Source organism: Slackia exigua ATCC 700122 (assembly GCF_000162875.1).
GTDB classification, from domain to species: Bacteria; Actinomycetota; Coriobacteriia; order Coriobacteriales; family Eggerthellaceae; genus Slackia; species Slackia exigua.
The window spans coordinates 414,230-438,390 of record NZ_GG700630.1 but is presented as its reverse complement, the minus strand read 5'-3'; the positions used below and the strand labels follow the sequence as shown (position 1 = coordinate 438,390).

At 59.1% G+C, this 24,161-nt stretch carries 23 protein-coding genes; 18 read left to right on the top strand and 5 right to left on the bottom strand.

The genetic code is table 11. From position 1 onward, the window contains the following. Positions 1 to 125 precede the first annotated feature (125 nt). The 3 genes from HMPREF0762_RS01940 (at position 126) to HMPREF0762_RS01930 (ending at position 3,621) form a co-directional block, all read left to right on the top strand. Positions 126 to 1,292 (top strand): iron-containing alcohol dehydrogenase, encoded by a 1,167-nt coding sequence (locus HMPREF0762_RS01940; RefSeq protein WP_040618803.1) that lies wholly within the window; start codon positions 126 to 128, stop codon positions 1,290 to 1,292. A gap of 144 nt (positions 1,293 to 1,436) precedes the next feature. After that, positions 1,437 to 2,732, top strand: a complete 1,296-nt coding sequence (locus HMPREF0762_RS01935) for a DUF1254 domain-containing protein (protein ID WP_006361689.1) — start codon at positions 1,437 to 1,439, stop codon at positions 2,730 to 2,732. After that, a complete protein-coding gene (locus HMPREF0762_RS01930; protein ID WP_115314189.1) occupies positions 2,725 to 3,621 on the top strand; it encodes an alpha/beta fold hydrolase in 897 nt (298 codons plus the stop codon). The genes HMPREF0762_RS01935 and HMPREF0762_RS01930 overlap by 8 nt, the downstream gene beginning before the upstream one ends. Before the next feature lie 237 nt (positions 3,622 to 3,858). Here the strand turns inward: HMPREF0762_RS01930 and HMPREF0762_RS01925 are convergent, their stop codons facing one another. From HMPREF0762_RS01925 to HMPREF0762_RS01910, 5 genes are all read right to left on the bottom strand, one after another. Next, positions 3,859 to 4,572: a Fic family protein gene (locus tag HMPREF0762_RS01925; RefSeq protein WP_245935474.1), complete on the bottom strand. Its 714-nt coding sequence runs from the start codon at positions 4,570 to 4,572 to the stop codon at positions 3,859 to 3,861. Between the two features lie 406 nt (positions 4,573 to 4,978). Next, positions 4,979 to 5,134, bottom strand: coding sequence for a hypothetical protein (locus tag HMPREF0762_RS09190; RefSeq protein WP_006361686.1), 156 nt, complete (start codon positions 5,132 to 5,134; stop codon positions 4,979 to 4,981). A gap of 211 nt (positions 5,135 to 5,345) precedes the next feature. After that, complete coding sequence (locus HMPREF0762_RS01920) at positions 5,346 to 5,660, bottom strand: TfoX/Sxy family protein (protein WP_009079055.1); 315 nt, start codon at positions 5,658 to 5,660, stop codon at positions 5,346 to 5,348. A gap of 135 nt (positions 5,661 to 5,795) precedes the next feature. Continuing rightward, entirely contained in the window at positions 5,796 to 6,215 is a 420-nt protein-coding gene (locus HMPREF0762_RS01915) for a DUF2442 domain-containing protein (RefSeq protein ID WP_006361684.1), read from the bottom strand. Between the two features lie 621 nt (positions 6,216 to 6,836). After that, positions 6,837 to 7,817, bottom strand: a complete 981-nt coding sequence (locus HMPREF0762_RS01910; RefSeq protein ID WP_006361682.1) for a DUF3644 domain-containing protein — start codon at positions 7,815 to 7,817, stop codon at positions 6,837 to 6,839. 134 nt (positions 7,818 to 7,951) lie between these two features. Between HMPREF0762_RS01910 and HMPREF0762_RS01905 the strand changes: the two genes are divergently transcribed. From HMPREF0762_RS01905 to HMPREF0762_RS01835, 15 genes are all read left to right on the top strand, one after another. After that, positions 7,952 to 8,458 (top strand): hypothetical protein, encoded by a 507-nt coding sequence (locus HMPREF0762_RS01905; RefSeq protein ID WP_006361680.1) that lies wholly within the window; start codon positions 7,952 to 7,954, stop codon positions 8,456 to 8,458. Between the two features lie 183 nt (positions 8,459 to 8,641). After that, positions 8,642 to 9,898: an MFS transporter gene (locus tag HMPREF0762_RS01900; RefSeq protein ID WP_040618800.1), complete on the top strand. Its 1,257-nt coding sequence runs from the start codon at positions 8,642 to 8,644 to the stop codon at positions 9,896 to 9,898. 135 nt (positions 9,899 to 10,033) lie between these two features. Further along, positions 10,034 to 10,708 carry a 4'-phosphopantetheinyl transferase family protein gene (locus HMPREF0762_RS08950; RefSeq protein ID WP_006361677.1) on the top strand — a complete coding sequence of 225 codons (675 nt, stop codon included), beginning with the start codon at positions 10,034 to 10,036 and terminating at the stop codon, positions 10,706 to 10,708. Next, the gene (locus HMPREF0762_RS01890) at positions 10,702 to 11,181 is read left to right on the top strand and encodes a GNAT family N-acetyltransferase (protein WP_006361676.1); all 480 of its coding nucleotides are present in this window, start codon (positions 10,702 to 10,704) and stop codon (positions 11,179 to 11,181) included. The genes HMPREF0762_RS08950 and HMPREF0762_RS01890 overlap by 7 nt, the downstream gene beginning before the upstream one ends. Before the next feature lie 36 nt (positions 11,182 to 11,217). Further along, positions 11,218 to 11,991: an SDR family NAD(P)-dependent oxidoreductase gene (locus tag HMPREF0762_RS01885; RefSeq protein WP_040618798.1), complete on the top strand. Its 774-nt coding sequence runs from the start codon at positions 11,218 to 11,220 to the stop codon at positions 11,989 to 11,991. A 9-nt stretch (positions 11,992 to 12,000) separates the two neighbouring features. Further along, positions 12,001 to 12,873 (top strand): thioesterase II family protein, encoded by an 873-nt coding sequence (locus HMPREF0762_RS08945; protein WP_006361674.1) that lies wholly within the window; start codon positions 12,001 to 12,003, stop codon positions 12,871 to 12,873. Next, entirely contained in the window at positions 12,870 to 13,598 is a 729-nt protein-coding gene (locus HMPREF0762_RS01875) for a thioesterase II family protein (RefSeq protein WP_006361673.1), read from the top strand. Before HMPREF0762_RS08945 ends, HMPREF0762_RS01875 begins: the two co-directional genes overlap by 4 nt. A gap of 40 nt (positions 13,599 to 13,638) precedes the next feature. Then, a complete protein-coding gene (locus HMPREF0762_RS01870; RefSeq protein WP_040618796.1) occupies positions 13,639 to 14,652 on the top strand; it encodes a 3-oxoacyl-ACP synthase III family protein in 1,014 nt (337 codons plus the stop codon). Between the two features lie 22 nt (positions 14,653 to 14,674). Next, positions 14,675 to 16,261 (top strand): AMP-binding protein, encoded by a 1,587-nt coding sequence (locus HMPREF0762_RS01865; protein WP_006361671.1) that lies wholly within the window; start codon positions 14,675 to 14,677, stop codon positions 16,259 to 16,261. Continuing rightward, positions 16,258 to 16,521 (top strand): acyl carrier protein, encoded by a 264-nt coding sequence (locus tag HMPREF0762_RS01860; RefSeq protein WP_006361670.1) that lies wholly within the window; start codon positions 16,258 to 16,260, stop codon positions 16,519 to 16,521. Before HMPREF0762_RS01865 ends, HMPREF0762_RS01860 begins: the two co-directional genes overlap by 4 nt. Positions 16,522 to 16,531: 10 nt before the next feature. Beyond that, entirely contained in the window at positions 16,532 to 18,076 is a 1,545-nt protein-coding gene (locus HMPREF0762_RS01855; protein ID WP_006361669.1) for a 2,3-dihydroxybenzoate-AMP ligase, read from the top strand. Next, entirely contained in the window at positions 18,063 to 19,331 is a 1,269-nt protein-coding gene (locus HMPREF0762_RS01850; RefSeq protein WP_006361668.1) for a condensation domain-containing protein, read from the top strand. Before HMPREF0762_RS01855 ends, HMPREF0762_RS01850 begins: the two co-directional genes overlap by 14 nt. Continuing rightward, entirely contained in the window at positions 19,328 to 19,558 is a 231-nt protein-coding gene (locus HMPREF0762_RS01845; RefSeq protein ID WP_006361667.1) for an acyl carrier protein, read from the top strand. Before HMPREF0762_RS01850 ends, HMPREF0762_RS01845 begins: the two co-directional genes overlap by 4 nt. Then, the gene (locus HMPREF0762_RS01840; RefSeq protein ID WP_006361666.1) at positions 19,558 to 22,923 is read left to right on the top strand and encodes an AMP-binding protein; all 3,366 of its coding nucleotides are present in this window, start codon (positions 19,558 to 19,560) and stop codon (positions 22,921 to 22,923) included. Before HMPREF0762_RS01845 ends, HMPREF0762_RS01840 begins: the two co-directional genes overlap by 1 nt. Then, positions 22,920 to 24,146, top strand: a complete 1,227-nt coding sequence (locus HMPREF0762_RS01835; protein ID WP_006361665.1) for an aminoacyl--tRNA ligase-related protein — start codon at positions 22,920 to 22,922, stop codon at positions 24,144 to 24,146. Before HMPREF0762_RS01840 ends, HMPREF0762_RS01835 begins: the two co-directional genes overlap by 4 nt. Positions 24,147 to 24,161: the final 15 nt, after the last annotated feature.

Here is a 24,161-nt window from a genome sequence, read left to right as displayed (position 1 = left end):
CACTGCGGCATTCCTTTTCGTGGTCGTTATGGCTGGTACCACCCGATTAGTACTTGACGCGACGCGCATTCCGCAATGTAGTGTACGTAGCTGCAATGATCCAGAGACAGTAAAGGATGGGTGCCATGCGCGGAACATTCACCTACCACAACCCCACGAAGCTCTATTTCGGCGAGGATGCCCTCGACGGCCTTAAGGTCGAGCTCGAAGCCTACGGCGGCAATGTCGTCGTGGTTTACGGCGTCGGCTCCATCAAGCGAAACGGCGTTTACGACCAGGTCATGTCTCTTTTGCGCGCAGCAGGCAAGACCGTGGCCGAAATCAGCGGCGTCATGGCGAACCCGACGGTCGAGAAACTGCGTGAAGGCGTCGCGATCGCTCGTGCCGCGCGGGCCGATATGCTTCTGGCCGTCGGCGGAGGTTCGGTGTGCGATTATTCCAAGGCCGTAGCTGCGTCGATCAACTGCGACGACGACCCGTGGGAGAAATACTTCGTGCGCTCCGAGGATGTAGACTGCGAAATCGTCCCCGTTGGCTGCGTGCTTACCATGGCGGGAACCGGGTCGGAGATGAACGCCAACGCCGTCATCACCGATCCTGAGGCGAAGATCAAGGTCGAATATGGCTTCGGCGTCGAGGGCATGCCGCGTTTCGCCATCCTGAATCCGCAGTTCACGCTGAGCCTGCCTCACAGGCAGGTCGTTGCGGGCATCTATGATTCGTTCAACCACATCTGCGAGCAGTATTTCAGCGACTTCGACAACAGTGCGAGCGACTATCTTGCCGAGGGACTGATGCGCTGCATTGTCGACAACGGCCGCGTCGCTGCGAAGAACGATCGGGATTACGAGGCGCGCAGTAACCTTATGTGGGCTTCTACCTGGGCTTTGAACACGTTGCTCTCGCGCGGTAAGACAACCGACTGGATGGTGCATATGATCGGTCATGCGGTCGGCGGCGTGACCGATGCGACCCATGGCATGACGCTTTCAGCCGTGAGCCTGCCGTATTACCGCTTCATCATGGAGGCCGGCCTGCCGAAATTCGTGCGTTTCGCCACGCAGGTCTGGTGTGTCGATGCGGCGGGAAAGACCGATCGCGAGGTTGCCGAGGAAGGTTTGGGCGCTATGGAAGCTTGGATGCACGAACTGGGTCTTGCCATGAGTTTGTCCGAGCTGGGCGCCACCGAGGACGATCTTGACGACATCGTCAACGGAACCTTCCTTCTGAAGGGCGGCTATAAGGCCTTGACCAAGGACGACGTCCGTCGAATCCTCAAAGAGAGCATGTAGGTCTCGATAGGATAGAAGGGGAGCGCTGCTCCGCTTGGTCTCAAGCTGCCTGTCATAGCGTTTCCTTCTTCGGGCTATATTGGATGCTTTTCACTCTTAACCTGATGTCGATCAAGGCGTTCCCCATAAGGAAAGGAGAAGAACGTGCGGGAAACCATCGAAGCGGCTTACATATATGCATTTCCCCTGGTGCTGATGGATGCGACGCAGGCTTCCGCAACGAATACGGAAGAAGCCGTACCCGGCAAAGCTCCCATGAATCAGTTCATGCACGGTGCAGCGCTGGCCAATGCGCAGTTCAAAAATGTGGTAAGTCCCAATGTGGATACCGTCTATTCACAGGTGTGGTACGACCTGAGCGACGAGCCGATCGTCTATGTGCTTCCGGAAACAGACCGCTTCTGCAAGGTGCAGGTGCTTGATGCCTGGACGAACACCGCTGCCGTTCTTGATCGGGCCGGAACCTATGCCATCACGCTCTCTACCTGGAGCGGCGACCTGCCGGACGATGTGATCCGCATCGATGTGCCTACCGCCATGGCGTGGTCCATTACCAGAACGGTGCTTTCCGGCAAGGTGGATCTTCCGAATGTGCATGCCGTTCAGGCGAAGATGCTTCTCAGGCCGCTTTCCGCCTATCTGGGAGGAGGGACGTATCGGCCCCCGAAGGGGAGCTATCGGAAAGAGAACGACTGCGTTCCCATCGACAAGGTTCTTTCCCTGGATCCCGTCACGTTCTTTAAAAAGGCGAATGCGCTGATGGAGAAGAATCCGCCGTCCGCCGTCGATGCGGGAATGCTGGAAAAGCTCGCGGCGGTCCACGTGGGTCCCGGTATGGAATTCGACGCGTCTGTTCTGACCGGCGATATTCAGGCAGGTTGGCAGGAGATGTTGAAAGGCCTCCGGCCGAAGCTTGCGGCAGAGGGCATGAGGTTTTCGAACCGGCTGGGGCAGTGGAGCTATTTCGGCGCGCCGATCGGAGATTTCGGCACGGAATACGCCTATCGTGCGCTGGTTGCGATCGCGGGGCTTGGGGCGAACACCGTGGAGGTCGCGCTGTATCCCAGGACGGAGAAGGATGCTGACGAGAATGCTTTGACGGGCGAGAAGTCATACATGCTTCACTTCGAAAGCTATCCGCAGGTCCTTGACGGCGGCTTCTGGTCGATCACCGCATATGGCGACGATGATTTCCTGATCGACAATCCGATCGACCGCTACTGCATCAACGATCGTTCCGGTCTGAAGGTGAATGACGATGGATCTGCGGATGTGATCCTGTCGAAGGACGCGCCGGCGGATGCGACGAACTGGCTCCCGGTCGGCGACGGCGGTTTCCATCTGTATATGCGCATCTATTCGCCGAACATGGATGCGATCAAGACCTGGACCGCGCCGGTCATCAAGCCGCTGTTTCCAAGGAGGTTGCCACATGGGTGAGACGGTCGATTTCCGAACTCTCTGCTGCGCGCCCTATCCAGGCGGCGTTGAACCTGCCATCGCAGCTGGAATGGTCGAGCGGGAGCTTGCCGTCGAAGACGGCATGGTGCACTACTGGACGACTTCATCTCCCGATCAAGTGCGGCCCTGGATGGTCTTCCTACCAGGGCTTTCGGCCGATCATACCCTGTTCAACCCTCAGTTTGCCCACTTCGCGCAGAGGTGGAACCTCGTCGTGTGGGACGCGCCCAGCCACGGGCTCTCGCGTCCGTGGAGCAGAAGGCTCGACCTCGACGAGATGGCCGAGGTCCTTCGTGCGATCCTCGGAGCCTGCGGGGCGTCAAGCCCCGTGCTTGTCGGGCAATCGCTCGGCGGCTATGTCGCGCAGGCCTTCATCGATCTTCATCCTGGATGCGCGGCCGCATTCGTCTCGGTGGATTCGTCACCTATGCAACGTCGCTATTACAAAAGGTGGCACCTGGCCATCTTAAGGCATATGGAAGGCTTGTGCCTGCTGTGGGGGACGGGTCGTTTCCTGCGCGACCAGATGGCGAAGGCGTGCTCGACCACCGAGCATGGCCGGCGCAATATGCTGGCCCAGATAGAACGTTACTCTCGTCACGAGCTCTGCGCGCTGCTCGGAGACGGCTTTCGAGCGCTCTCCGACGCTGTGGCAAAAAATCGCGCGTATCGCATCGACTGCCCGCTCATGATCGTGTGCGGGTCCAAGGATGCGGCGGGCTTCGTCAAGACCTACGATAAGGAGTGGTCGAGGGAGACCGGTGTACCCATCACCTGGGTTGAGGGCGCGGGGCACAACGCCAACGTCGACGACCCTGCCTTCGTCAACGCTGCTATCGATCGGTTTCTGGAGTCGGTGCTCTTTTAGGTGCACTCCTGTTTTGTTGATATGTCCTGCATCTCATAGATCTTGCGGATTTTGCCGAGCCGCTCTGCCGAGTCGCAATCTTCGCAGTTTCTGGAATAGCGAACTCAGCACACCATATGGATTGCGGTTGTAGCCGCTCCTCGTATCGCGAAACCGTCTCTAAACCGAAATTCATCGGGAATCCGACGTCTGCTCTCTCCTCGAGCATTCGGTAGCGGAGGGCCCTTGGCTACCGTTTTAGGCATATGCGATTCGGAAGTAATCGAGCGTGGCTTTGAATTGGTCTTGCGCCGAAAGGCATGTGTCAGCGAGATACCCCTTCTCGTTATCCCATTCAACAAGCCCGCGATAGTAAAAGGACTTCATGTCGTCGGCGATGATAAACGGTACCACGTAGTTCATGAGACATTCTTTGAACATCACGAGCCTGCCTACACGGCCGTTGCCATCTTGGAAGGGATGGATGCGCTCGAAGCGCACATGAAAGCCGATGATGTCTTCGAAGGTGTGTCTCGCGCGAGGGTCATACGTTTTCAAGAGCGCCTTCATCTCTTTGGCGACGTTTTCCGGAAGAGCGGTCTTCCGGCCGCCGACCTCGTTCGGCAGGCGCTTGTATTCCCCGACGGAGAACCAATCTTTCGTGGAATCTGTTGTTCCGGCTTTCAGGATGCGATGGAGCTCTTTGATCATGGCTTCAGAAAGAGGGTCTTGCGCATGGTTGATAAGGTAGTCGACGGCGCGGAAGTGATTCCGGGTTTCCACGATGTCGTCCACGCGCACGGACTCGCCTTCGGTGCCGATCGTCGCGGTTTCGAAGATCATGCGCGTCTGGTCGAGGGAGAGTCTGCTTCCCTCGATGCGGTTGGAGCTGTAGGTTAGCTCGACCTGGATCTTGTGATAGATGCCGCCTTTGAATTTCGACGTCTTTTCTTCGCGAAGACGTGTGAGCAACGGGCTCGTTGCGGATGCTTTTGCATTCGAGCGAGTAGGCTTTGCCGCGTCAGCAGGGATGCTCCAGGTTTTTCCCATAAGGAATGCGCCTGGCACGCGGCCTTGGGCGCAGTAATTGCGAACGCTTCTTTCGGACACTTCCCAAAGCTCGGCAATCTCAGCAGCGGAAAGAAATCCCATCGGGGTCCACCCCCCTTATCGGCAAGAACCTGATTGGATTATTCTAGCAGAAATGGAAAGTTATTGCCGTTATCGGCAAAAATATTGTTATCACTCAATTGTTTCATGACCTGTCTCCGTGCAGGCGGCAGAGTGAATGAACAGGCATTCCTCTCATTCTTCTATCGGCTAAACCGGGTAGTCGTCATGCAGTCAGCGGTGGTCCCAAGGCGACAGTCGCTCTGCTCTAGCGATTCAGGAATTCAGAGGCGCTGCGGGCCCAGCTGCGATTGACGTAGAACGGTTGGTCCTCGGCTATCGGGCTGTGGTGAAGCTCGCCTGCGAACAGGTCGTAGGCCTCTTTCGGGATGCTTGCCGTGAGCCCCGGCCCTTCATCCGCCATCAGTTCGAACAGGAGATCTCTGCCATCAGTCCCGAGGAGCCGGACAGCGTAGTCCGCGCTATCGGAACAGTATTTGAGTCCTAGCGACCGAGTTCACGTTGAATAGTCCTGAAACGAAGGGGAGCGAAGGAGAATGGAATACCCGTCTGTCTGTTTTTCGCAATCAGATCACTGCAGAGCGGTGAGAGCACAAAACTAAAGTTTGTCTTTCTCATCTGGCTTTCGAGGGTTTCTTTTCCGGAAGCTCAGCGTACATGCCATCCAGAAGTTCCTGAATTAGAGCCTTATCATCAAAGCTGTCGAATACATGCATCAGGGTCTTCGAGCCTTCATACGGATAACGCAGTTCGGAATCTGCAAGCAGTCTGTCTGATGTCGGCGTTCTCTTTAAAAACAGTTCGTTATTGCCAATGTCGCCTATCAGCTTGCCGTTAAAATATACAAGGTATCCGCCCATCATAGGCTTTATGGCAATATCGCCGGATTCAGAGAAACTATCGCGAACATATTCGTTGAATTCGTTCACCTTGGTTGTTCCCTCCATCAAATTTGAATTTGTATGGCTTAGCTGACATCATCTTAGCAGGCGTTTCTCGTCAAGTGTTGAGATGGCATATTCGCCCAATCGGACTCAACGCTTGGCAGCGAGAAAGCCCGTGGATCATTCATCGACCGGATCGCCGTACTCGCACGACATGGCGTTGAGGTTGACGACCCACTGCTTTCCGTACTTGCGGGCGTCCGTGCCCGAAACTATCTTACCGTACGTAATGGCCTTGCGCAGTGTGGACTCGCTGACGTCCGAGAACGACATGAGGTCGTCGAAGAGCGTTGCCATCTCCGATCCGATGTTCCACAGCTCATCGCAGAAAAGGTCCAGCTCGTCGTTCCAGACGATGCCGCATCCGCCTTGATTTACCTCCACACTGCCGAAGAGCACCTCGTCCTCCAGCGCTGCGAAAGCTGGGAGGCGCCGTATAAGCGGGGCCGTGTCGTAGATCTTCGTGGTGCAGTTGGCGAACTGCACGCTCAACCTCAGACCAGGTAAGACGGAGACTTCCTTCACCTTGTGAAACTTCATGAATGACCCTCTTAACACTCTGCAAGTGTTGGAATTATCCCTATTTGCGACAGCATCACGGTAACGTGATGCTGTCGAGAGGACGCAGCGCGTAAAGAAAAGCTCCCCGCCTTGTAGGAGAGGAGCCTATTGCAAAAGATGAAACTAGATGCTACTACTTACCACTAGATGCTAAAAGAGCGCGCGAGCTGGGCTGCTCCCACTCGCATTGAACATTTGATGATGTAGTGAGCTGAAGTTGCCGTAATGACTTCAGCCTTGTTCCAGTTTACACAGTTCGTATCAGATTGGTACTCATTTGGTACTCGGTTGCTACAATAATGTATTCGCTCTCAGGTGATTCTTATTGTTCTGACGTTGGCTGGCTGATTCCGTTCGGCCGCAACCATGGTTTTGAATTATCAATCGCAATCAAAACCATGGTTGAGAATGTTGTGTAATCCGCAGAAATGCTGAAATGAATTGCCGAGGCAATCTCATCACTGGAATTATCGCTAGCTGGATGGTATCCTATTCTATGTAAAAGCCGACTTGGGTGGACTAAAGCTGGGTCCCCGAATGGGGGTAGGCACTTTTGAAGTTGCTTAGAATTCCCTTGCTCCTGGGGTCGGCTTTAGTCTTTTATCTCTTCTTCAGTTCCGAGCGCATGCTGTCAACTACTCTCGTAGGATTTTTAATTAGCTCTTGGAGCATAAGGTCAATGGCTTGCTGGGAATATCCCCAGCTTGGTTGCTCTCCCGGAAGGGAGAAATTATACGAGTATGCCTCATTGCCCTTCATTTCATAGAAATCAACGAATACTCCGAAGTGAAAAGTATTGAACTCTTTCTCTTCTCCGGAGACATAGATGGAAATACCCTCTTTTTTGAGTTTCCCCTTAATAAATTTCACTGCTGCCTTTGTGCGGTATTTGTACTTATTTATCGGGTCAGTGAGAGTATGCAGAATTGTTGCGGCGGTGTCGGATTCGCTTGCGATTCGAACTGAGAAATCCGCATCTTTCTTTTTTGTGAGCCTCAGTTCTGTCGAGTAGGGAACCGCACCTGCAATTCCCTCTGCCGCAATGCTGGTTCCGAGAGTCAGCATTTTCTCGACTATCTGCTTGGGATAACGTGCCCTAATCGTATCGAGGTTGATTATTCCGCGTCGGACGGAGAGCGCAAGGTAATTCTCGGGGATCTTATCGCTGATTTCGATGCCGTGAAAGGCTCTGAGCTTTTCGTCATATTTTTCGACGCAGTACTGGAGAATTGGCCCGTAAAAGAGCTCATACTCGTCTGTAACATAGTGAGTGCTAGTATTCCGTAGCTCGACTATGATTTCCAGATTGCGGCGAAGGGGGTCTTCGATGTTAGTGAACACTTTCTTGATGCAATCTGTTAGGGAAAGCGATCTGTTGCTGTTTGGATAAAAAACGGCTTCTTCATCCAATGTTTTCGAAATATGAGCTTTCAGCATCAGTTCCCATGCATTGCAGAGAAAGAAACAGCAGCCTTCTGCGTGGTATCGGATAGTCGGCCTATTGTAAAGCTCGATGGCCAGCAAAAAGGCCTCTTGAGATTTTTCGATCAGGCGTTCGTTTACGCTGAGGTTATCGTTCATTTACCTATCCGTTCCCTTAGTTTTGCTACCTGCTTGTGCGGCTCATCTAGAGTGGCTTTTCCGGTTAGAACACTTTCGGTTTTGCCGTCGCGGTTCTTTCGGCTTACGATGCGGTCGGAGGCTTCTGGTTCTTCATGCTCGGGGCGGTTGGCGAGGCCGTGTGGGTTGGCGTCGAAATCTACTGCCTGTACAAGACCGTGACCGTCGAGCGTTGGGAGATGTGGGGCAAGGATGCCACGGTCGGGCATGCCGTGTTCGTGATCTGCGCGCAGATCCTGATTTTCTTCGTTGCGCTCAATTTCCTGCGCGTGGAGCTCGGTGATGCGAGCATGTTCAAGTTCTGGATCTTCACGCAGGTCATCATCGTATGCGCGCCGAGTCTGTTCTGGCGCGAGCGCAATACGCGTTTGGGGAGCTGCTGGCAGCTCGTCGTCACGCTCGTGCTCGTGTGCGTCATGTCGTTCAATCCGCTGGGCAATATGTGGAGCCTCATCAGCCCGTACTTCGCGTTCGAGAACAACCCGTGGTATTACGTCATGGGAGCGGGCGTGCTCGCCTTCGCCGCGTACGACGTCGTCGTCTACGCCAGGCTGCCCAAAAAGCCCGCCCGTCTGGAGAACGGAAAGAAGCCCGTTTTCTAGCACGTTGTTCCGCAGGCCTTGAGCATCCCGACGCCGCAATGCCCTGCGATCCCGCCGAGAAAAGCGATCGAGAAAAGCGATCCCGCCGGGGTCGCTTTTTTCTGGAACAGGGTCCTTCCTGTGATAAGTTAGGAAAATCTAATAAAAAGGCGGCAATGCCATCAGATGCGAAGGAGGCGCGACGTGGGAATCTCATCACCGTTTTCTCGACTGGTGAACTGGCCTATCGTCTTCGGCATGGCATGCGTTATGCTCTGCGAGGGCTTCGATTTGATTATCTACAGCAGTCTGATTCCGCCTCTGATCGGCGATGCCGATATGGGCGTCGATAAGGCCGCTGCCGGTTTCATCGGAAGCATGACCTTTTTGGGTATGTTCTTCGGCGGTATTTCGGCAGGTGCCGTGAAACGCAGGCTCGGCTACGTTCGCACGATTGCCTTCGGCGTCATCTGGTTCAGCCTGGCTGTCGCAGCGGCGACGTTCGCTCCCTCGGGTGCGGTGCTCGGCGCTCTGCGCGCGCTGGCGGGGTTGGGGCTGGGGGTCGTGCTTCCCGTTGCGATGTCGCTTGCGCGCGCCTATTCGACGCGTCGTATGTCCGCCCTGGTCATCAGCATCGTTATGACGGGGATACCGTTCGGGGGTCTTATGGCGGCGTTTCTGTGCGCCGCGCTCCTCTCGGTCTTCGGATGGCGGCCCCTCATGTTCGTCGCCGGCTTGATCGGACTCGTTCTGCTCGCGTTCATCATGCCGTTCGTGGCGAAGCAGGTGGAGCAATCGCCGCGCCTGTCTCGAACCGCGCGATCGAACGGACATCCGACGGCCCCGGTGCGTTTCGAGGGTCGCGCGCTCTTCCGCCTGTGCCTGCTGGCGTTGACCACGTTTCTGTTCCTTATGGCCTACTACGGTATCAGCACCTGGCTCGCCCAGCTCATGCGCGAATTCAATCTGCCTTTGGAGAACTCGCTGCAAATGATGGTCGTCCTGAACTTCGGATGCGTGCTCGGTTCGCTCGTGACGGCCTGGCTTGCAACGAAGGTTTCTGCGAAGGGCGTGGCCATGACGAGCGCCGCCCTTGCGACTCTCTGTCTTCTGGGGGTTGCTGCGCGTCCCGAGGGGAGCGTTGCGCTGGTGGTTCTGGTGTTCTTTGCCGGCGTGGGCGCCATCAGCGCCCAGAACTTGACGAATGCGCTCGTTTCGAATGCCTTCCCCGAGGAGTCCCGTTCTGCGGCGCTCGGATTCACGCTCGGGTTCGGTCGTTTGGGGGCCGTTGCGTCGCCAGCTGCAGGCGGGCTTATTTTGCAGCTCGGTCTTGATCCCGCTTACGTTCTGGCGATGCTCGCCTGCGCCGATATGCTGGGGGCTGCCGCGTTGCTCTTGTATGCGCCCTATAGGGTGAAGTCGCAGGCGGCGCGTCCTTCGTTTTCGGACGGGGCAGCTTAGTTCCGTTGCCTTTCGCGCGTTTTATTCAACTTAGAAGATATTTGCGGCAATTTTTCCTTTGACACACTCGCTTTTTGTATATAGTTAGCAACGGTTAACTTGATTAGTTAAAGCTAACTTCGAAAGGAGAAGCACGTGGCCTTCATCTCGATCGCGGAAGTCGACGAAGAAGCTTCCCTTGAGGAGTGTTGGGGCGCGCTTCCCGAGTGGAAGGTGAACCAGTACAAGAAGGCCTCCAGTGCACGTTTTCGGAGCGCTTCGAGCACTGGGTACTTGCTGGCTCTTGTTTTGGCCGAGCGGGCCTCTTCCCGCAAGCTCGATATAGTGCGCGGGCCGCAGGGGAAGCCCGCGTTCGCGAGCGAGCCGAACATCCAGTTCAGCATCGCCCACTCCGGCGATTATGCGGTCTGCGCACTCGGCGAGGGGCCTGTCGGAATCGATATCGAGAATGCGTCGCGTGACTTTTCGGGCATCGCCTCCCACGTGCTTTCGGCGGGCGAGCGTGCGGTGCGCGGTCGCCTCGCCCCTGCGCATAGGAACCGCTTCGCGTGCGCTATCTGGACGTTGAAGGAGGCGCTCGGGAAATATCGGGGTTGCGGGTTGGGCTACGACCTGAAGGCGGTCTCCTTCGATCTGGAAGGTCGTGTTCCGGTTCTTTCGGACGGCTGCAAAGGGCCGTCGTTTCGAACCTTTGCAGTGGGAAGGGACTACCTGCTTTCCGTCTGCACGGCGGAAGACGAGTCGATTTCCTGGGAGTTCACATCTTCCAAGGAGCTTTTGGAAACAGGGAGAAGGAGGTCGCTGTGGTAACGAAAAGGCTGACACGGGAAGAAGCGGCCCCGTGTGCGCGCTTGATCTTCGGTACCGCCCTGGGAAGGGGCTACTATCCGACCGAGGAGTTCCTTCGTCGCGAGCTCGAACGGGGAATCAGCGAGGACGATTGCTTTCTCGCCACCGATGACGGCGAGGCGGTAGGGGTCGTGTGGTTTCAGCGTCGGGGCGCTTTCCGTTCGTTTCCCTATCTGCATCTGATCGTGGTCAGGGAGGACTGTCAGGGCAGGGGTTTCGGTCGCGCGCTCATGGACTTTTTCGAGAACGAGATCCTGGAAGACGACGGCAGGCGGCTCGTCTGCACCAACGCCTTCCTTTTGGTGAACAAGGACAACGACTTCGCCCGGTCCATGTACGAGAAGCGCGGTTACCGCGAGGTGACCGAGCTTGACGGGCTGTTCAGGCGCAAGGCTACGGAGGTGCTCATGGTCAAACGGGTTGTCCGGCAGTAGCGGTGTTCGGTAGCGATGCGCAAGGAAGGGGTATGCATGGGGGAGTTCGACGGAAAGACGGTGCTCGTGACCGGCGGTGCCAGCGGAATCGGGAGCTTTGCCGCTGCGGCCTTCGCCGAACGCGGCGCGTGGGTCTGCATCGCGGGCAGGAGGGAGGATCGGCTTGCCGAGACGCTCGGCGCTTTGCGTTTTGAGGGTGGCGCCGGCATGTACGCGGTTTGCGACGTTTCGGACGAAGGCGAGGTTTCGCGCATGATGGCCGAGGTGCTCGATCGCTTCGGTCGGGTCGACATCGTGGTCAACTCAGCGGGGACGAGCGGGCAGTTCGCCGTCGGCAATGCCGAAGCGGGTTTCGACGAATGGCGCCGCGAGGTGGACGTGAACCTCAACGGGTGCGCCTACGTGTGCGGCGCTGCAATCCCCTCCATGCTCGAGCGAGGGTGGGGGCGTATCGTCAACATCGCCTCGGTGAACGCGTTTTTGGCGTCCAAGACCGTCCCGCGGCATCCCTACAACGCTTCGAAGGCGGGAGTATGCGGCTTGACCAGGGGGATATCCTCGACGTACGCCTCGGCAGGCATCACGGTGAACGCGCTGTGCCCAGGTCTTTTCGAGACCGAGATGACGCAGGGCTTCTTCTCCAACTCCTTCGCCCTGTCCACATTCAATCGGCAGATTCCAGCGGGCAGGCCGGGGCGCCCCGATGAGATAGTCGGTCCTATTCTGTTCCTTGCAAGCGAGTCGGCGTCGTACGTAACGGGCCAGTGCATCGCCGTGGACGGTGGAATGGCAACGGGAAGCTTTATTTAGGAGCCTTTCGTGATCAAACTGTTCTGCATCCCCGGAGGGGCGGCGTCTGCTACGGCCTATTTGCCTTGGGTGAAACTGCTCGACAAGGACGTCAAGCTGTGCTTGCTTGAAATTCCGGGCAGGGGCCTTCGGCGCAAAGAGGAGTCGCGCGCGCATATGGCCGAGGTCGCCGACGATCTGTTCTCGAACCTACAATCGCAGCTTAAGGATGGAGAGGACTACATGGTCCTCGGGTACTGCTTCGGTGCGGTGGCCGGTTACGAGCTGTACCGTCGCATTGCGGAGTCGGGCACGAAGCTGCCATCGCGCATGTTCTTCTGTGCGAGCGACCCGCCTGACGGAAACACGTACAAGACCTCTATCTTCACCGACCGAGCCCGCGAGGACGAGCTGAAGGAGACGCTTACGCGCTACTTCCATCCCTCCCTGTTCGAAGGCCCCGAAGACCTTGCGGCTTTCGCCGGGAAGTACACGCAGCTGTGCTACGAAAGCTACGAACGCGCTGGGCGGGTAGTCGCGGTTCGTCCCGAAGAGATATTTGCGGACTATGCAGGCAACGAGGAGCGCTACTTCGAAAAGTCGAAGGCGCTCGAGTTCGCCAACCATACGATGGACCTGCTCGATATCGATCAGAAGATCGTGCAGGAATACCAGAATTCTCCGCAGGACTACTTCCGCATCGAGGCGCCCGTGACCGTGTTCGCGGGAGACCGCGATACCATGACCACGCTCGAGGCAGTGAGCGGCTGGAGTCGAATGGCGGGCGGGGAATTCGATCTGCGCGTGATCGACGGAGGGCACCTTATCCTGATCGACGGATATCAGAACTGCATTCCGATCATCAACGACCTTGCCCGCGCTCGGGAAGCGAGCCGGGCATGAAGCTGATCTGCTTCCCCCATGCGGGCGGGATGTCGGGGTACTATGCCTTCCTCAAACGCGCCCCCCTTGCGGGAATCGATTCCGTCGACCTCGTCGAGTACCCCGGAAGGGGGTCGCGCGCGGCGCAGGAGGGCTATCGGGACTTCCAGGACTGCGTCGAGCGCGTGAGCGCTCGTTTGGCCGATGAGGGGCTCGAGGACGGATGCTATGTCCTGTTCGGCCACAGCATGGGAGCATTCGTGGCCTACGAGGTCGCTTGCCTTTTGCAGGAGCGTTACGGGCTGCGGCCGCTCCATGTGTTCGTCTCCGGTCAGAAGCCTCCGTGCCGCGTGGTGCCCGAACACTACGCCCAGTGCGAGTCGGACGGGATCGACTTCCTTAAGCGCCTTGGAGGCGTTCCCGAGCTCATCCTAGAAGACGAGGGCATCGCGCGCTACTTCATCGGGCTGTGCGCGAAGGATCTGCGGATACTGCAGACGTACAGTCCCCGTCCGCCCGATTCCGCGAATCGCCCGCTTGTTGGCAGCGTTATCTGCGGGGACGACGATCTTGAGGTGTCGCTTGATGAATTGGAGGACTGGCGGGGCTACTTCGCGGTACCGCCGCAGGTAAAAGTGATGCATGGAAACCATTTCTACCTGCGCGAACGGGAGGAAGAACTCGTCGCTTTCATGAACGAGCGTTTGCGCGCGAGCGCTGCGGCAGGGCTTCGCAGGGGAGCGTAGGGGTATTCGAACGGCGTTTTTCAAACGGAAAGAGGGTTCGATGGCACGAAGCGTTATTGCGGGTATGGGGATGTACCTTCCCGAACAGGTGCTTTCAAGCGAAGAAGTCGAGCGGCGCGCGGGATACGAGCGCTTCGGCCTCAAAACCGGGCTGGTGAAGATGCTCACGGGCTGTGCGAGCCGCCATTACGCGGCGGAGGGGGAGCATTGCTCCGACATAGCCGCTCGAGCGGGGCGAGAGGCGCTTGCGGATGCCGGCATCGTTCCTGCGGACATCGATGCCGTGCTCTTCTGCTCCATCACGCAGGATTTTGCCGAGCCGGCGACCGTGAACGTCGTCATGGACAAGCTCGATATCAGAAACGCCTACTCGTTCGACATCAAGAACGCCTGCAATGCGTTTCTGAGCGGCCTCGACGTGGCCGACAGCCTCATAAAATCCGACAAGGCCGAGCATGTCCTCGTGGTTTCGGGCGAGGCGCTTTCGCGCTGGACGAAGTTCGATTACGAGGACAAAGACGAGCTCTTGCAACGTGCGCCGGCTGCCCTGAGCGTCGGCGACGGGGGCGGGGCGTTCGTGGTGAGCCGCAACGATGCCAAGGATGGGCGCGGCATCGTGGCCTCGCTGTTCCGCACCGTGCCGGAGGTTTGGAACAACAATGTTATCTGGGGCGGCGGGGTCGTCTACCCGAAGGCGGGCGACAAGCTCTACATCCCGGGGACCACGAAGGCCCTGATCGATATGCATCAGGATGTTTCACGAGCTTACATCCCGCCGGTGCTCGAGGAAAGCGGGTGGGGCGTCGACGATATCGACTGCATCGTGGTGAGCCAGGTTGCCAAGTGGATCACGAAGAACATCCGGGCGATCGTAGGCGTGGAGAAGGAGGTGATGCCGGAAATCGTCGAGAGCGTCGGCAACGTCGGCGCGGCGAACATACCGATTATGGCTTGCGAAGCCCGTAGGCTCGGCATTTTGAAGCGGGGAAGTAGAACCTTGATGCTCGGCGGCGCCGTAGGGGCGAACATGGGCGTTCTGTCAGCGGTAATGTAGTGGATTTCGACGGGAGGATGCGATGATAACGCTGGAAACGATGTACGAGGACGCCTACGGAGGATTCTCCCCTGACTATCCTCTAGTCGAATACTATGTCGACGATGAGAAGCAGCTCATGTACGCGCGGGATTACCGGGTAAAGACGAAGGCCGTCGCCGCGTTTCTGGAAGAGCGGCTTGCCGGTGTGGAGCGGGGCCGCTGGGTCGGTCTGAAGTACGCGACCCATCCTTTGTGGATGACCGTATTCTACGGTCTTGAGATGATCGGCTACAAGGTGATGCTCCTTGACGAAGGGGCCACGCCGCTCTATGTGAAGAACGTGGTCGAATTGGGTAAACTCGCCGCCATCGTCGGGGTCCAGGGAGAGGAGTACCCGATTTTGAACATCCCCTTCGAGGAGGCGACGGCTGTGCAGGACGGAGAGCCCTCGTCGGTTGCGTGGGAGGACACGATGTGCCTGTGCACGTCGGGAACCACGGGAAGCGCCAAGGCGGTCGTCTTCAAGGCGGGCACGTTCACGCGCCTTCAGCGCACGGTGCGCTCCACGGTGTTCGGAAGCCCCTTCACTACGAGAAGCGCCGAGAGCCTTTCGCTCGAGCAGATGCGCGTCATGATGACGTTGCCGATGCGCCATGTGTTCGGTTTCGAGGTCCCGCATATCTTCGGTGGGTACGGCTGCACGCTCGTGTTCCCGAAGAACCCCGGAATCCTCGAAATGGTACGCACCATTCGCGAGGAGCGCATTTGGAGCACGTACGGCGTCCCGGCGCTCTGGAAGGTCATCTTCAACGTGTATCGAAACCAGGCAGGCGAGGTGAGCAAGGAGAGCTTCCGGGAGTTCTTCGGCGAGCAGTTCCGCCACGGGCTCATCGGCGGTGCGAAGGTCGACGAGGAGCTGCGCGCTTTCATCGCCTCGATCGATTTCAATATGGGCAATGCCTACGGTTCGACGGAGACCGGCGGCTGCATTACGCTCGGATTCCTCAACGACGTCCGCTCTATCGAAGGACCCGCCAGCTATTCCGGGCAGCTGTTCAACGCCCATAGGCCCGGCGTTATCGCGGAAGACGGCTCATGGCAGCCGCAGGGAATCGGGGAGTTGGCGGTCACGGGCAAGAACATCGCCGACGGGTTCGTGGATGCCGGGGAGTTCGTCTCGCGGCAGGAGACGGCTGGCGAGCTGTACCACACGGGCGATATTTTCCAGATAGAAGGCGAGGACTTTTACTACCTGGGTCGCGTCGACAACATGATTCTTACGGACGCGGGCGAGAACATCTACGTCGAGGAGCTTGAGGAGGATTTCGCGATTCTGCGCGACCGCGCCGAACAGTACTGCGCCGTCGGTTTCGAAGGGAGACCCGCTCTCGTTTTAGCAGGCGCTCTGAGCGAAGTGGACGAGCTAATCGAGGAGTTGTGCGCGGTCAACGGGGCCCTGCCTCACTACAAGCGCGTCGAAGCGGCGTTCGTATCGGCCTCCCCTTTGCCGCTCACCTCGAAGAAGGAAGTCGACCGTAAAGCCGTCGCCGCGCTGCTCGCTGCTGCGGAGGGTGCGGATACGGCATTCGAGCGGTACGGGCTGAGGAAGGGAGGTGCGCGCGCATGAGCACGGTAAACGAGACGCAGATCAAGGAGACGATCCGGACGACGCTCGAGCAGATGCTCTCGGACGGGGGCGCCGAATTCGACGACGACGCACTGTTCTACGAGGACGTGGGAGCCGACAGTATCGCCATCGTCCAGGTGTTCCTCACGTGCCAGGAGACGTTCGACGTTACGCTGGCCGACGAGTTGAACCTAATGGAGCCCATATCCGTGAACTCTCTGACCGCGCTCATCGAGCGCAAGCTCGCCGAGCGGGCGTAAGGGGATTCCCATGGAACGGGAATGGGAAACGGAGACGCTTGTGGGATTGCTCGAGCGCACGGCGGCCTCGTTCGGCGAAAGGACGGCGGTCGTCGATCGATTCGAGCGCATGACCTATGCCGAGCTGCTCGATGCATCGAAGCGGATAGCGGGCTTTTTCTTCGCGCACAGCATCGAGAAGGGCGACCGGGTCATCGTGCAGATGCCGAATTCGGTGATGTTCGAGGTGGTGTGCTTCGCGCTGTTCTCGCTCGGGGCGCTTCCCGTGTTCATTTTGCCGATGCATCGCGAGCACGTCATCGAGGCGCTCTGCGAAGCGTCGCAACCGAAGGCCTACGTCACGTCGCAAGACTCGCTCGACCGGGAATGCTATGCCATCGGCGCTCGCATGCTCGAGCGCTGCGGAAGCCTCGAGCGGCTGTTCACCGATGTGCAGCTGCGCAATGAGCTTTCGAGCGGTCGTGTCGTGGAGTGCGATATCGAGTCTCCGAAGCCAGGTGATGTCGCCTTCCTCTCGCTTTCGGGGGGAACGACCGGCATACCGAAGCTTATCGGGCGCACGAACGGGGCGTACAGCTACAACGCGCTCATCACCGCGCGCCATTGCCGCATGGATGCGGACAGCGTGATGCTCACGGCGATTCCCGCTGCTCACAATTTCGCGCTGGGCACTCCCGGCATGATCGGAACGGTGCTGGTCGGCGGCAAGAACGTCATGTGCGAGTACCCCAGTCCCCTCGAGATTCTCGACTGGATCGGACGGGAGCAGGTGACCATCGCGAGCTTCGTGCCCACGGTGTCGAGTTTGTGCGTCCGCTACCGCAGCATCGATGCGAGCGACGATATCGGCTCGTTGCAATACTTCCTTGTAGGCGGGTCGGTGTTCTCGCCCGTTCAGGCCCGCGAGGCCGAAGCCGCATTCGAAGCGCGCTTGGTTCAGGTATACGGCATGGCGGAGGGCATGACGTTTCTTACGGACCTCGACGCTCCCGACGACGTCCGCTATGGGTCCCAGGGACGGCCTCGTTCGCCTGAGGACGTCTTCCGCATCGTCGACGAGGATTTCGCCGATGTCGAGGACGGAGTCGAGGGCGAGGTGATCGTGAAGGGTCCCTATACCATCAAGCGCTACTTCGGCGACGTGCCGGCGAACGAGTCGAGCTTCAGGGACGGGTTCTACCGGCCCGGCGACAAGGGCCTGCGCCTTCCTTCGGGCGACATCCGCATTACCGGGCGCGTGCACGAGCAGATCAATCGCGCGGGAGAGAAGATCATGCCCTCGGAGGTGGAGGACGTGCTGATGGGAATGGATGCCGTTTCCGAGTGCGCTGTCGTCGGCGTTGCGGACGAGGTGCTCGGAACGGCGATATGCGCGTTCTATATCGGCGAGCGGGATATCGAGCTTGTCGAGGCTGCCGCGTATATGCGCAGCCGTCATATGGAGGACTGCTGCATTCCCGACCAGCTGCAGCGGCTCGACAGCTGGCCGCTCACTGCAGTGGGGAAGATTGATCGCGAGGGGCTGAAGGAGGCGGCGGTCCATGGTGGGAAGTGAGGTTCGTCCGCAGCTGACCGACTTGCAGAAGTCCTACCTGGTGGGGCGGGAGCTGAAGCGCTCGCTCGGCGGGGTCGCGTGCCATACGTACCTGGAGTTCGACGGCGCGGACGTTGACGGCGCGCGTTTGCGACGGGCGTGGAAGCGCCTTACGGCGCGCCATGCGATGACGCGTGCTCGAGTGGACAAAGACGGAGATCTTCGCATCGGTTCGGATGCAGGGAACAATACGTTCTGGCTGATCGATGCGCGGGAGCACGATGACGAGAACGTGCGCGGGTTGCTCGACGATTGCAGGAAGAACTTCTCGCACCGCATCATGGACCTTTCGCGCGGTCAGGGTTGCGGGCTCGTGCTCGTGCTGCTACCCGCTGGACGTTCGAGGATGTGCTTCGATGTCGACCTCGTGCTTTGCGACGTTAACGGCTTCCAGGAGCTGTTGGGCGAACTCGCGCGGATCTACGAGGATCCTGATTGCGCGCTCCCGCCTCTCATCTGGGGAGGCGCTCCCTCCGTGCGAGATTTCAACGTTGTGGAAGTCGATTCTCTGGTCCCCTCGTTCGCTTTTGGAAAGAATGCCGCAGGACTGAGCGGATGCCGCTACCGCTCCCTTGACGAGCGTTTCGATGAGGCGAGTCGCGAACGTTTGCAGGCGCTCTTCGAGGGTGCGGGCAGCGATCTGTTCTGCGGTATGCTCGCTTGCTTGGCGAAAACCGCTGCGTCCGGCAATCGCGACGGATTCGTTGCGAACATCCCCTGGTTCGCGCCGGCTCCTGACGGAGAGGATCCCGTGCGCGATCTGACCGAGCTTGTCTGGCTTTCGGTCGAACGTACGGCCGAGAGGGATGCGGTCGCACTCGCACGCGAGATACGCGCCGGCTTTCTCGAGCAGCGCGCATCGGCTCGGCCGACTCGGTACGCATGCTCGGATTCCCTGGTGCCGCTCGTGTACTCGTTCAATCAGAACGGTACGTTTATCGGCGATACGTTTCGCGCTGCCTTCGGGGATTTGACCTACATGATCTCGCAGACCCCGAACGTCTGTCTTGACGCGCAGTTCTTCCTTTTGAACGACGGGCTTCTGACAAGCTGGGTGTTTCCGCAGGAAATGGAGGGCGCCGGCGAAATCGAGGCCTGGTTCGAACGTTTTTCGAAGCTCGTGCACGAGCTGTTGGCGCGCCCGGCAGCAGGGGCGGGTGCAGGTGCCGCGGCGGCGGTATGCGAGGGGCGCGAATCTGGAGAGGAGAGGCGATGAACGCTTTGGAGGAACGGGTTAAGGCTGTGTTCGAGGAGGTCTTCCGCGTGGAGGATCCCGATGTGAACGCAACGTTCTCCGAATTGGGCGGAAAATCGATCGATGCCATGAAGCTTCAGATCGAGATGCGCAAACGGTTCGGCGTGAAAGTGGATTTCCGCACCCTCTACGAGCGGGGGAGCGCAGCCGCGCTTGCCGCATACCTAACTGAGCAGGGTGTGGAGTAATGCTGGGTGAATCGATCGAGCGTATCGCGTTCACGCCCTTGCAGGAAAGCTATGCTCTGCAGCGGCAGAGCCGCACGGATCAGGGTCCTGCTCCCGATCGGGAGCTTTACGAGCTGTTCTGCTCAAGCTTCGATGCCGGGCGTTTCGAGTGCGCTTTGGAAGAGCTTTGCCGGACGCATCCTATGCTCACGGCTGTCTTCTCGGTCGATGAGGGCTTCCAGCAGGTGGGGACAAAGGGCGCCGTTCCTATTGTCTACCACGATGTCGAAGGGAGCCACGATAAGTCATCGGAGCAGGTGGAGAACCTGAAACAGAAGGTGTTCTCGGAGCGCGCCCCGCAGGAGACGGCGCTGCAGGCGGTACATGTCGTGCGTTTTTCCGACGGCAGCGCGTCGATTCTCACGTTGACCGATGGTATCGGCATGGACGGTGAAAGCCAGCACATCATGGTGCGCGACCTGGGAATGTTATACCAGGGCGACCAAGTCGAGGAGGAATGCCCGTTCGGGCGATTCGTCGACTACCTGAATACGGCGCACGATGCTGCCGAGACCGAACGCGCGCGGGGGTTCTGGAAAGGTGCCGTTCCTGTGGAGGCGGAGGGGTTCGCGCTGACCCGCTGTGCGCCTCCGATTCAATCTGCGGAAACGGTGCGTATCGCACATGCGATCGGGTGGGATGAGCGAGCGCGCTTCGAAGAGGTCGCGCGCGGGCGCGGCCTCACGTCCTTCGCGCTCCTGCTCTCCCTGTATTTGCGCGTGCTCGACCGATACAGCGAGGCTCCGTCGTTTTTGCTCTTGATGCCGCGTTCGCTGCGCCCCTACGAGCTCGAGGGCATCGAGAACACCGTGGGCATGTGTGCCGACTTCTTCGTGTACCCGTGGCAGGCTGCAAACGGCCCTGAGACGCTCGGCGAAACGGCCGATCGGGTGCAGGGGACGCTTTGGGACCTGCAGGACCATGCGGCGCTGTCCGGGCCCGATACCGTGCGGCTTTTGCAGGAGCGCAAAGGAGCTCCGATTGCGTTACCGTGGTCCTTCACGGCCGTTCTGCCAGGAGGGGAGAGTGCATCGTTTGCGCCCTTCTCGCTGAAATCGGTCCGTGTCGAAACGGCGTCGTTGGACGTCGAGACCCTGGTTCTCGGCGGCGAGGACGGCTTCGACATTCTTACGACCTATCGCCCCGACCGCGTTGACGGCGATTTGCTTGAGCGCGTGATTCGTCGTTTTTTCGACCTGGTGCGCTCGGTATGCGACGATGCGGGTGTCCTTGACGTCGAAGAGCTCGGCTTGGGTTCTGACGAGCAGGCCGTCGTGGATTCTGCGAACGGGGACGAGTCGGATGCGGGGCCTGCGCTTGCCGACCTTCTGCTGGAATCGGTGCGCGCGCACTGGGACGAACCCGCGATTATCGCCGAAGGACGCGCGCATTCGTACGGCGAGGTGTGGGCCTGTGCCGCTCAAATCGCTGAGGACCTGCTCGCCTGGAAGCGCGATGCCTGCGGTCTGCGTATCGGCATCCTCATGGAGAAGGGGCTTCGACAGATCGAGGTCGCTTTAGGCGTCGTATTCGCGGGAATCGCCTACATGCCCATCGAAGCCACGCTGCCTGTGGACGGAATCGCGTGGTGCATCGAGCACGCGCAGGTGAACCTTATCGTTGCGGACAGGTCCCTGCAGGAGAAAGTCGCATCGATAGGCGTGCCGGTGATCGATGGGAACAGATGGGACGGATCGCTCGGGTCCTCGATCGCCGAGGCGTGGGCAGCCAAGGCTTCGACTTGGAGTCCCGCAGTGCTGAACGACCCCGATGGTGCGGCTGTGATCATCAATACTTCGGGCACGACGGGATATCCGAAAAGCGTTCTTCTGGGAGAGGCCGGTATCGTCAACTGCCTCGTACATTCACGTGAGCGCTTTGCGCTCGATTCGGGTGTTTCGTGGCGGGCGCTTGCGGTTACGAGTTTTTGCCACGATATGTCGCTGTTCGACTACCTTGGGATGCTCGCCCTCGGCGGTAGTACTGTGGTGCCGGACTCCCAGCGCGTGCGCGATCAGAGATACCTTGCGTCGCTCATCTGCGATTACGGCGTGAATTTCTGGAATTCGGTGCCCGCGCTGTTCGAGATGGCCCTCGCTTCCGAATCGTCCGAGGCCAAGCGCGCGTTGGGGCATCTCAAGCGCGTTGTGCTCGGCGGGGATTGGATTCGGCTCGCAACCGCCGAAGCTGCGCTCTCGCTTTCGGACGAGGTGCGGGCGTTCAGCGTCGGCGGTCCGACCGAGACCACTATCTGGAACATCTCGCATCCTATCGAGCGGGAGGATATCGAGCGAGGGTTCGTTCCGTACGGCCGTCCGTTTCCCAATGCGAAGTACCACCTGCTCGACGGTCGCCTGCGCGAATGCCCCCTTGGCGTTGCGGGGACGATGTTCATCGAGGGCGTCGGGGTCGCGACGGGCTACGCGGGCGATCCCGAGCAGACTGCGCTTCGCTTCCGCACGGTGCGCCGTGCCAGGATGTTCGAAAGCGGGGATCGGGGGGTGCGCCTGCCCGACGGAAGCATCCGCTTTATGGGGCGCGCCGACAATCAGGTGAAAGTGCACGGGAAGCGGATCGAGCTCGGAGGGATCGAGCGGCGGGTCACCGAGCTTTCCAGTATCGAGGCAAGCTGTTGCGTGCTCCATCGCGAGACGGGGCGCATCGCGCTGTTCTACGTCGGATCTCCCGCGCCGGCCGAGGTGCGCTCTGTGCTCGAGAGCAGGCTTATCGACTACATGGTTCCCGCGTACATCGTCGCCCTCGAAGCGCTGCCGCTTACGTATAACGGCAAACCCGATCGAAAGGCGCTCGCGGAGTGGAAGGTCGGCGTCGGGCGCGGGCAATCTGAAGAAGCTTGTTGCCGCGCTGCGACCGAAGGGGCCCTCGTGGAGGAGCAGGTGTGCTCTCTGTTGGCGGAGACCCTGCATCTCGATCGCGTCGCGCCCGACGACAACTACTACTTCATCGGCGGAGATTCGGTTGCCGCCATGCAGTTCATCTCAAAGCTCTATCGGAGCATGGGCGTGGAACTCGAAGTGTACGACGTGCTGAACAATCCGATCGTAGCGGACTGGATTCCGCTTGTTGAGGAACGGCTCGCCGCCCGAAACGAGGATTCGGGCGATGATTTCGTCCTCGCGACCTGCCGCGCGCACCTTCCCGACAAGGATATCGGCGATGCCACGAGCCTTGTCGAGATGGGCGGAAACGAGCAGGACGCCCTCGCCCTTGCCTCCGCGTTCGGCTTGACGTGGTTCGAGGTGCTTGCGCTTCCCTGGCCCGATTGCTGGCGTCGTGCGCGGGACGCCCATGAGGCACGACGATGATGGAAAAGGATTACACGAACGATCAGGGAGTCGTTGTTCAGATGGTGACGTTTTTGTGCGACGAGGAGCGCATCTCCTCAGACCGGCAGTTCTTTTACGAGATGCTCCCGTACGTTTCCCCGAAGATCGTTAGCGTCGATAAGGACGACCGTGGCATTGCGGTAGCGTGCCGCGCGTGCGATGAGGGCGAGGTGCGGGCTCAGATCGAAATCCTCTACGGCATGGTCGAAGGGGGAGGGCTCAAGGGCAGGGAGGTGCCCGTGAAGACGCTCGAGGATTACTCTGGAGTGCCCGTGGCGAATGAGGAATCGATCTTCGAGCAGCTGCTCGCGCGCGGCGATGTCCGCGAGATGGCGCACGGCTCCTATGCGTACAGCGGCCTCTTCCTGAAGGCGCTCCAGTACTTCGATGCCAAGATCGAGGACTACGGGCGTGCGACTTTCCCGAGCATCTGCGAGCACGATTTCCCGGTGCTCCATCCGATTTCCCGGTACGAGCAGGGTGGGTACTTCGAGAACTTCCCCCACTACATGATGTTCCAAACCTCCCTGAAGAACGACATCCAGGTGCTCGATCGCTTCGCCCGCGAAGGCGTCGGCGACGGATCGGTGTTCGAACAGACCCGTACCCCCGAAAACGTCCTGCGCCATGCCGCCTGCGTCCCGGTCTACGAGATGCTCGAAGGCGCCACGGTTCCAAGCGACGCCCCGCTTGAATTCCTCGTGTCGGGCACGTGCTTTCGCAACGAAGGCGCGAACGTGTTCGAGCTTGCGCGCATCAACGAGTTCCATATGAAGGAGTACGTGTTCGTCGGGTCCCCCGAGCAGTGCAGCGAGCGCATGGTGAAGGCGAAGCTGCTGTGGGATTTCTGGCGCGAGACGTTCTCCGCGAACACGAAGCTCGATACCGCGAACGACTCGTTTTTCGCGTCGAACTACAAGAAGCTCAAGTTCTTCCAGGTGCTCGGCGACTCGAAACGCGAGTTCAAATGGAAGATCCCGGCGCATTCTTCGTATATATCGTGCGGATCGATGAACTTCCATCGCACCCATTTCTCGAAGCCCTTCTCCATTCGCAACGAGGCGCGCGACTACTGCTACACGTCGTGCTTCGCGTTCGGCGTCGAACGGCTCGCGTTCGCCCTGCTCTCCCAGAAAGGGCTCGATGTGGATGCCTGGGACGACCCTACGCGCGCCGAGCTCGCACGCTACGTTGAACTGTAACCGGAAAGGATGGCA